Source organism: Neosynechococcus sphagnicola sy1, assembly GCF_000775285.1.
Taxonomy (GTDB): Bacteria; Cyanobacteriota; Cyanobacteriia; order Neosynechococcales; family Neosynechococcaceae; genus Neosynechococcus; species Neosynechococcus sphagnicola.
This window is the reverse complement of sequence record NZ_JJML01000072.1, coordinates 1-8,378: the sequence shown is the minus strand read 5'-3', so window position 1 is coordinate 8,378 and position 8,378 is coordinate 1. Positions and strand designations below refer to the sequence as shown.

7 protein-coding genes, 1 tRNA gene and 5 pseudogenes are annotated in these 8,378 nt (G+C 50.7%); 6 read left to right on the top strand and 7 right to left on the bottom strand.

Annotation, left to right across the window (positions count from 1 at the left end):
• A partial coding sequence (locus DO97_RS19305) for an IS5 family transposase (RefSeq protein WP_036536639.1) occupies positions 1–382 on the top strand: 382 nt, incomplete at its 5' end.
• Between the two features lie 52 nt (positions 383–434).
• Here the strand turns inward: DO97_RS19305 and ilvD are convergent.
• Positions 435–2,115: pseudogene (ilvD, locus tag DO97_RS19300) on the bottom strand (dihydroxy-acid dehydratase).
• Between the two features lie 241 nt (positions 2,116–2,356).
• Between ilvD and DO97_RS19295 the strand changes: the two are divergent.
• Positions 2,357–3,691 carry a pentapeptide repeat-containing protein gene (locus DO97_RS19295; protein WP_036536637.1) on the top strand — a complete coding sequence of 445 codons (1,335 nt, stop codon included), beginning with the start codon at positions 2,357–2,359 and terminating at the stop codon, positions 3,689–3,691.
• Positions 3,692–3,742: 51 nt separating this feature from the next.
• Here DO97_RS19295 and DO97_RS21605 read toward each other — a convergent pair whose 3' ends face one another.
• Positions 3,743–4,111, bottom strand: a complete 369-nt coding sequence (locus tag DO97_RS21605) for a DUF6812 domain-containing protein (RefSeq protein WP_156120680.1) — start codon at positions 4,109–4,111, stop codon at positions 3,743–3,745.
• 247 nt (positions 4,112–4,358) lie between these two features.
• Between DO97_RS21605 and DO97_RS30415 the strand changes: the two are divergent.
• Positions 4,359–4,460 (top strand): annotated as a pseudogene (locus DO97_RS30415) (IS1/IS1595 family N-terminal zinc-binding domain-containing protein); the annotation flags it as partial.
• 86 nt (positions 4,461–4,546) lie between these two features.
• Here DO97_RS30415 and moaC read toward each other — a convergent pair.
• Positions 4,547–5,053 (bottom strand): cyclic pyranopterin monophosphate synthase MoaC, encoded by a 507-nt coding sequence (moaC, locus tag DO97_RS19285; RefSeq protein ID WP_036536634.1) that lies wholly within the window; start codon positions 5,051–5,053, stop codon positions 4,547–4,549.
• Positions 5,054–5,102: 49 nt separating this feature from the next.
• Between moaC and DO97_RS19280 the strand changes: the two genes are divergently transcribed.
• Positions 5,103–5,176: transfer RNA gene (locus DO97_RS19280), tRNA-Arg, on the top strand.
• A gap of 50 nt (positions 5,177–5,226) precedes the next feature.
• On the opposite strand, the pseudogene DO97_RS30410 reads toward DO97_RS19280, so the two are convergent.
• Positions 5,227–5,935, bottom strand: a pseudogene (locus DO97_RS30410) (precorrin-8X methylmutase); the annotation flags it as partial.
• A pseudogene (locus tag DO97_RS31525) lies at positions 5,932–6,255 on the bottom strand (Uma2 family endonuclease); the annotation flags it as partial. The pseudogenes DO97_RS31525 and DO97_RS30410, both read right to left, overlap by 4 nt.
• Here DO97_RS31525 and DO97_RS27060 point away from each other — a divergent pair.
• Positions 6,254–6,525, top strand: a pseudogene (locus DO97_RS27060) (P-type ATPase actuator domain-containing protein); the annotation flags it as partial. The pseudogenes DO97_RS31525 and DO97_RS27060 sit on opposite strands and share 2 nt — an antisense overlap.
• A gap of 44 nt (positions 6,526–6,569) precedes the next feature.
• Here DO97_RS27060 and DO97_RS19270 read toward each other — a convergent pair.
• Positions 6,570–6,986, bottom strand: coding sequence for a cupin domain-containing protein (locus tag DO97_RS19270; RefSeq protein ID WP_036536632.1), 417 nt, complete (start codon positions 6,984–6,986; stop codon positions 6,570–6,572).
• A 503-nt stretch (positions 6,987–7,489) separates the two neighbouring features.
• On the opposite strand from DO97_RS19270, the gene DO97_RS19265 reads away from it, so the two are divergent.
• On the top strand, positions 7,490–7,948 hold the full coding sequence (locus tag DO97_RS19265; RefSeq protein WP_036536629.1) for a hypothetical protein: 459 nt from the start codon (positions 7,490–7,492) through the stop codon (positions 7,946–7,948).
• On the opposite strand, the gene DO97_RS22665 is transcribed toward DO97_RS19265, so the two are convergent.
• Positions 7,914–8,378 (bottom strand): transposase (locus DO97_RS22665; RefSeq protein WP_036536627.1); only part of this gene is annotated, 465 nt, incomplete at its 5' end. The two genes, DO97_RS19265 and DO97_RS22665, sit on opposite strands and share 35 nt — an antisense overlap.

Genomic DNA, 8,378 nt, shown 5'->3' with positions numbered 1-8,378 from the left:
TACCCTGGGATTGCTGTTGCGGGTCTTGGTGACTGCCGCGAGTGTACCCGAACGAGAGGGGGCTAAACAGGTACTCCAACAGGTGAAACAGATGGGTCAAGGGGTATCGCGACTGCATACGATTTGGGCCGATGGCGGTTTTGACGGTAATCCATTCCTGATGTGGGTGATGGATGTTTGTCGGTGGATTGTGGAGGTTGTGCTGCGACCAGAGCAAACCAAAGGGTTCGTATTGCTGAAAAAAAGGTGGGTTGTTGAACGAACATTTGGCTGGCTCATGGGGTACCGTCGATTGGTTCGAGACTATGAGTTATGGCCAGAAACTTCGGAGACATTTATTTACCTGGCCATGATACGAATCATGGTGAGGCAGTTAGCATAAAATCTGACCCAAAAAACGTTTTAAAACATCCTCTCAGATGATGCCTCTGTCGTCAGTCATGATCGGTGACCGCTCCTATACTGCTAGAGGAAACCAGCCGGGCATACTTTGCCAGTACCCCACGGGTGTATTGGGGAGCTGGCGGTTGCCAAACAGATCGCCGCTGCTCCAGTTCGGCATCGGAGATATTGAGTTGCAGTAGCCGAGCCGGAGCGTCAATGGTAATCGAGTCGCCCTCGTGAATCAGGGCGATGGTGCCGCCAACGGCTGCTTCGGGAGCCACATGGCCGACCACCATTCCATAGGTACCACCAGAAAATCGCCCATCGGTAATCAAGCCGACGGCATCCCCCAGACCTGCCCCAATAATGGCAGAAGTAGGAGCGAGCATTTCCCGCATCCCCGGCCCCCCTTTAGGGCCTTCATAGCGAATAACAATCACGTCTCCGGCCTGAATCTTACCTGCAAGAATGGCTTCCAAACAGGATTCTTCGGACTCAAACACCCGGGCAGGCCCTGTAATCTGGGGCTTTTTCACCCCGGTGATTTTGGCAACCGCACCTTCCGTTGCCAAGTTACCCCGCAGAATTGCCAGATGCCCTTGGGGATAAAGGGGGTGATTCCAGGGACGAATCACATCTTGATCGGGACGGGGGGTGTCTGGAATATTGGCCAGGACTTCGGCGATGGTTTGTCCAGTGATGGTCAGGGCCTCGCCGTGGAGACAGCCATGCACCAGCAACATTTTCATCACTTGGGGAATGCCCCCCGCTTGGTGCAAATCCGTCGCTACATAACGTCCTGAGGGTTTGAGATCACACAACACCGGGACACGGGCACGAATGGTTTCAAAGTCATCCAGCGCTAGGGGAACCCCCGCCGCATCGGCGATCGCCAATAGATGCAGCACCGCATTAGTAGACCCCCCGACTGCCATAATCACGGCGATCGCGTTCTCAAAGGCTTGGCGCGTGAGAATCTGACGGGGTAAGATCTGTTTGCGAATCGCTGACACCAACGCTAGGGCTGACTGCTCAGTACTGTCGGCTTTCTCGGCATCCTCAGCTGCCATGGTTGAGGAGTAGATCAAGCTCATCCCCATGGCTTCAAAGGCAGAGGACATGGTGTTCGCGGTATACATGCCCCCACAGGAACCCGCACCGGGACAGGCATGACGCTCCACCGCCAGGAGTCGCACGTCATCAATGCGTCCAGCACTGTACTGCCCCACGGCCTCAAAGGCACTGACGACGGTTAAATCTTCTCCCGCTAGATGGCCGGGCTTAATGGTACCTCCATAAACAAAAACTGGCGGGAATATTCATCCGTGCCATGGCAATCATCGCACCGGGCATATTCTTGTCACAACCCCCAATCGCCAGCACGCCATCCATGCTCTGGGCATTACAGGCGGTTTCAATCGAGTCGGCAATCACCTCCCGCGAGACCAGGGAATACTTCATCCCCTCCGTCCCCATGGAGATGCCATCGCTGACGGTGATCGTGCCGAACATTTGGGGCATGGCATCAGCCGCCCGAATTCCTATCTCCGCTCGCTTTGCCAGTCCATCCAGACCCATATTGCAGGGGGTAATCGTACTAAACCCATTGGCAATACCAACAATGGGCTTAGAAAAATCCTGATCGCCAAAACCAACCGCCCTTAACATTGCCCGATTCGGCGATCGCTGAACGCCCTGGGTGATAACTTGGCTTCTCAGTGTGTTAGACATCTGACCTCCTGGCTACGACAGCAATCAACAGCGCTGGCTCAGTCCTGCATCCATTGTCGCAATCGATGGGACATTGAAGTACAGATCTTCCTGAATTCTACGGAGGAGAGACCTGCCAAACCGCCGGATTGCCTGTGATATTGTGAACCAGATCACACACTACCGCTTCAACTTCACAGAAGATTCATAAATAAACGAAAAAATCAGGAACCCCGGTGTTCAAATAGTTGCGAGGCACGCAATGGATGCTCAAAACTTATTGAGGCGGCATGCTGCGGGAGAGCGAGATTTTCACGAAGCAGATGTCAGTGGGCTGACGCTGATCGAGGCAACCCTGGTGGGGATTGATTTAAGTCGGTCCCTGTTGTGTGAGTCCAACCTGGGCGGAGCCAACCTCAGCGGGGCCAACCTCAGCGGGGCTAACCTCAGCGGCACGAAGCTGATCGGCGCTAACATGAGTCGGGTCAAATTAGTGGGGGCGTTTCTGCGGGGTACAGACTTGAGCTGGGCAAACCTTTCCGGCGCTAATTTAACCGGAGCCGACTTAGGGGAAGCCAACCTCACCCGCGCCAACCTCACAGAAGCCAATCTCACCCGTGCCGATCTCAATGAGGCCAAATTGACAGGGGTATCCCTCAGCGGTGCCAACCTCACTGGTATTTGCCTCAACCGTGCCGATCTCACCCGGGTAATCCTGCGGGGGGTAATCCTAGTAAGGTCTGATCTCAACTGGGCGAACCTCGGGGGAGTCAACCTGAGTGGCTCCGACCTCACAGGTATCAGCCTCCAGGGAGCCAATCTTGCCAACACCGATCTCAGTGGCGTAAATCTCCGTGGGGTGAACTTAATGGGGATTGATCTGACCCAAGCCAAACTGGTGGGTGCCAACCTCAGCGGTGCGGATCTATCCGATGCCAACCTCAGTGGTGTCAATCTCAGCCGTGCCAACCTGAGCGTGGCTTTCTTGAGTGGAGCTAACTTAAATGGGGTGAATCTCAGCGAAGCAATTCTGCGGGGTGCTACCCTCATCCAGACCAACTTAACGGGAGTCAGCATGCAAGGGGCGATTCTCAGTGGTGCAGATTTAGCGGGGGCAATTCTGCATGGAGTCGATCTCAGTGGTGCCAATCTTCGGGGCTGCAACCTCAGCGGTGCCAATCTCAGTGGTACCAACCTCAGTTGGACGAATCTGCGGGGCACGGATCTGAGTCAGGTAGATATGACCGGGGCGGATCTGAGTGGGGCGGATATGCGGGGTGCAGATCTACACGATGCCTTACTCACCGGGGTGAGTCTGCGGGGTGCCAATCTAAGTGAGGTGGATCTGAATGCTGCCAATCTCTGGGGCGTTGATTTGAGTGGGGCGAATCTCCGAGGCGCTAACCTCCATGGGGCGGATCTTCGAGGTGCCAATCTCAGTGAGGCAGATTTGAATATTGCCAATCTCTGGGGGGCAAAATTGGGAGGCGCAATTCTGAGTGAAGCGGATTTGAGTGAGGCGGATTTGAGTGAAGCAGTTCTCAAACGGGTCAATTTGCAGGGAGCATTAATGCCGGATGGGTCTATTTATAACTAGGGGGATCCAGTCTGAGCGTGGGATTTGCCCCCCAGGGGACAGCGGGGGTACTCATCGTCTCATGGTCTGGGCAGTGTGGGGAATTGCCTGGGGAATTGCCTGGGGAATTGTTTGGGGGATTGTTTGAGGAATGGGTGCTTCTTCAATTTCAATCACGAAGGCGATCGCCTGTTTGTTGATACACATAAACGCATTGCGGGTCATGAGCTTGCCCGCAAAAAATATCGAAACATCGGTGACGGGAATAAAGGCCCGCGGGTCATTGAGCAAATCTGAAAGTCGGCCATCAAACTCACTCCCTTCTCCACAGAAAATGATTCCCTGAATCACCGTGTTATGGTCAGTGGTATGAATTTGTACCCTGCGACGGTGCTCAATCACTTGTTTCTCGTAATAGCCTCGGCGCTCTTCAAAGCTCATGGCAGTGGTTCCTTCATTCACACGATGTTCAAAGAAACATTGCTCATGGCAGCAATTCCTTCATTCACAGATGCACTGATACATGGCTCTGGGGCAGAGATAAGTACTCACCATTACTCAGTATGGCGTTGTAATCAAGTGATAAACCAGGCAAAATCTACGGAATCCAGTGTTAAGTACTGATGAAGCTGGGGTAGTGCTCAAGATGTAATGATGGAGAAGTAGAGTTTCACGGTGTTGTGCTCCTATGCCTGTCTGTCCTAGTGGTGCCTCTTCCCACAGGGTCAAGAATGGTCACATCCACAATGGGAAACAACGGTTCAAATGCCATGATTGCGGACGACAGTTCTATTTCATTCATTACTACAACGCATCATTACTTGCGTAGCACTACCCAATTTGCTATTGAACCTAGGTGATTGGACTCCTCAATGCTCAAGCCTGGTAGTCGCCAGATTTGCCACCGGTTTTACTCAGCAGCCGAATATCTTCAATTTGGATAGATTTCTCCAGCGCTTTAGCCATGTCATAGAGTGTAAGAGCCGTAATGGCTACAGCGGTCAAAGCTTCCATTTCCACACCGGTCTCTGCTTTGGTTTTTACTTCAGCCTGGATCTGATAGCCCGGTAGTTGAGGATCAGCGGAGATAGTAACCTCTACCTGGTGAAGGGGTAAAGGATGACAGAGGGGAATCAATTGAGCCGTTTGCTTGGCCGCCATAATCCCTGCTACCTTAGCTGTCTCCAGGACATTTCCCTTGGGAGCATTGCCTGCTTGAATGGCGGCAAAGGTTGCAGGCAACATTCTTACCTGTCCCCCGGCGATCGCCCGTCGTAATGTTGGTAACTTTTCAGAAACATCCACCATCTGAGTTTTACCTTGGGCATCCAAGTGTGTGAGCTGGGGAACATTGGATGCAAGCTTGGCTAGTTTTTTCGCCATCGACTTGTCACAGAACGCTAGAGGGTGTGATACAGTATAAATTCTACAGGGGCTTGTAGCTCAGTGGACTAGAGCACGTGGCTACGGACCACGGTGTCGGGGGTTCGAATCCCTCCTAGCCCGTTAAATAATCTCTCAGGTGAGATAAAAATACCGATTTTGCAAAATGGTACAGTCACATCCAGTGTGACAACCTTCGGAATATCCGCCACAATCGGGCAGCCAGATTTAAGGGCATCACGACCCGCCGCGATCGCCCGATTCCCTAACTTCACGAAAGGCACTAGACTGACATCGCCACACGCCAGCACCAGTTTAGAGAACAGATCCACTTCAATTTCCGATCGATCTGCCAGATCTGGCAACAGCCATTGCAGCGATTCCTGAAAGGCTTCTGGATGGGCATCAACCTGAGTATCTAGGCCAGACCAAAGTTTTTCTAATCCGCCCAACCCTGCCTTCGTTTCGACATCCAAGAGCTTGAGTTGAGACAGGACTTCAGCCTGGGTCGTTTGACAATGGCGATCGCGCCCCAACAGCCCCTCTAATGCCGTTGCCGTCTGCCGTAATTGAGTAATTTGACGAATGATGGTTTGGTACTGCTGCTGAAGTTGCGCCATCAACGTGGCTTGTTCAGCTTCTGGTTCCGCTTCCAATAGTTTATGAATGTGGGACAACTGAAAACCCTGCTGCTTCAGTGCCACAATGCGTTGCAGGCGTTGCACATCCAAATCCTGGTTAGTGTAGAGCCGGTAGTTTCCGGGCGATCGCTCTGAATAATGGCATCAATCCCAACTGGTGATAATGCCGCACCATCCGGAGAGTAATGCCGCTGCCAACTGCATCCGTTAGCTCTTTGATGGTAAGCGTATTCATGTTTATAGATCTGGCTCAATTCCGGCGGCGCGGAGTTGGGCGGCTAGCTGTTCTGTCCGTTGGCGCTCTTGCTCAACTTGTTCCGTGCCCCAGAGGAGCAAATTCCCTGATTCATCCCACCAGCGCAGCCAATAGCCATCCCGATTTTCCCGGCTTCCCTGCCAGACTCCCAAGAAAAGTTGCATTTCGGGAATCCAAAAACGTTTCTGTTCGGTGCCAGCTTCCAGTTCATAGCGCTTAGCGTTTGTGAGGCGATAGAACTCTAGAATTCCGGCTGCTAGCTCAAAAATGCCATAGTTGGGGACTTGCAGAATCTGTTCGTAAAATCAAGCAGCGATTACTGGAGAATCGATTCCGATCGAAAAGACGATTGGGGATGAGGTTTTTGCTGGAACCCTTAACAGTACTGGAACTTTAATCCTCAAAGTTCACCAACCGCCAGAGAGTAGTCTGTTGCGGCGCGTGATTCGACTTGTGGAGCAGGCACAAATGGAGACCCCCCCTCCCAGCAATTGATTGAACACTTTGAACATGGCTATGCTCGCGCCATTGTCGGGGTTGGACTGTTGCTGGCACTGCTATCCCCCTTCCTGCTGCACTACCCTAGTGTCTCAATTACCAACCAACCAGGAGCTGTCGCTTAGGACTGAAGATACTGACTCAGAAACAGTCGATCGGTAGTGATATGTTCAGGCGGGGCAACATTAATAAACACCAAATCGCTGTCTGCACTAGCAGATAGACTGTGGATAATGCCAGCAGGAACCACGTAGAGACTCCCAGCTGAAACAGGTATCCGGCGTTCATTCGTCATGCCCTGTCCATCGGAGGTCAGGTCTGCCAGAAGTAACTCGCCAGTTCCCTGAAGAACACAGAATATATCAATGCCTTGGCGATGGTAATGAGGAATCCCTAGGCGACCAGCCGGAACTTTTTCGGAGATCACGCCCAGATCCCCTAAGTTCTCAAGCCTCGTCAAAAAAACGCCTCGAAAATCTGCCGTAGAACCAGCAACTGCTTCCAAAGAATTATGGACAATAATATCTTGTGCTGCCACTTGAGATGATTTAAATAATTGAGATTTAGAGATTAAATCATAAAGTTCAAAACAAGATTCCGCTGGCGAGATAATTCTTCACAGTGAAAGCTCCAGTAAGCAGAAACGTTGAAAGCGTTATCGATACAAGTGAGAGGTGTAGTTCAACCTCGGTATTGGTGAGTGTTCAGCGTCCCAAAATATGTCAGGGTGAGATCGCCTTCAAGTGCTGGTTTTCCAAACCGTAGGTTGAAGGGTGATGGTGGGTGTGCGATCGCCCCCAAGCCAAAGGTTAGGTATAGCAAGGTTTTCCGCCAACGTTAAAAAGACCCGAAAGATTTCTTTTGCTCAGCGAACGGTTGAGTACAATGGCGTTGGTTGTGGGAGAGAGCGGCTGGGAGAGATGGGGTGGGGGCGATCTCCCAACAGCGTTGGCTAACAACTGCGTGCACCAGACTGACCGAGATGCTTTTTGCTTCGTTCGACTCCCTTGCAGTCGGTGACGCTAGCCGTTAAGTGTAAATATGAAGAAATTTCCAACAGATAAAGAATGGTTTGGGTACGAAAGAGATCTGGACGCAAGTTATGCTTATAAAGTTTTTTTTGGAAAAACCAATGATGAAATGCAATCGAGTTTTAAGTTAAATGTCATAGAGCGAACAGATGAAATAAGGTTCATGCCTGTAAAAGCGTTTCAGTATTACATTTTCGGGTTGCGCGATTATGTAATGAAGCGTGATTTCGGCTATCTTGATTCCTCTGATGCCGCCAGCTGCTTTATTGGTTTAGTGCTCGAAAAACTAGAAAATGAACCTAGTAAAATTATTCCTGTTCTATCAGAGCTTATTCCTTCGATTGAATTCGTTTCAAACAACCAAAATTTGTACGAAGCTAGTGAAGAAATATATGGTAACTTCAAAAGTAAATATAAACGTATTATAGCATTTTTCACTCTTGTGAGGCGTAGTAGCAACAGTGAGTGAACCAATTTTTGAGGTTTTCCAAAGATACTTGAGAAAAAGCGTCTTCAATGGCATTAGCGAGATCGGGATAGCTGCGTGCCCCAATCGTCCGCAAAATATTTTTAATCTTTGAGAAGCAATTTTCTATCGGTGAAAAGTCTGGAGAATAGGGAGGTAAATAAATCAACTTAGCACCCACGTCCTCAATCAGCTTTCTGATCGTGTCATGGTTGTGTATCGAGTAGTTATCCATAATCACACAAGCTCCTTTCCAAAGTTTCGGAACCAGGTGGCGAGCAATGAAGGCTTCAAAGGTCAAACCATCGGTTGAACCGACGATACTTACGTTAGTGACAACGGTTTTGAGGCTGATTGCACTGATTGTAGAGACTCGTTTACCTCGCTTGCTGGGGCGCTTACCCCGTGCTCTTTTACCTTTAGGGGCACGAGC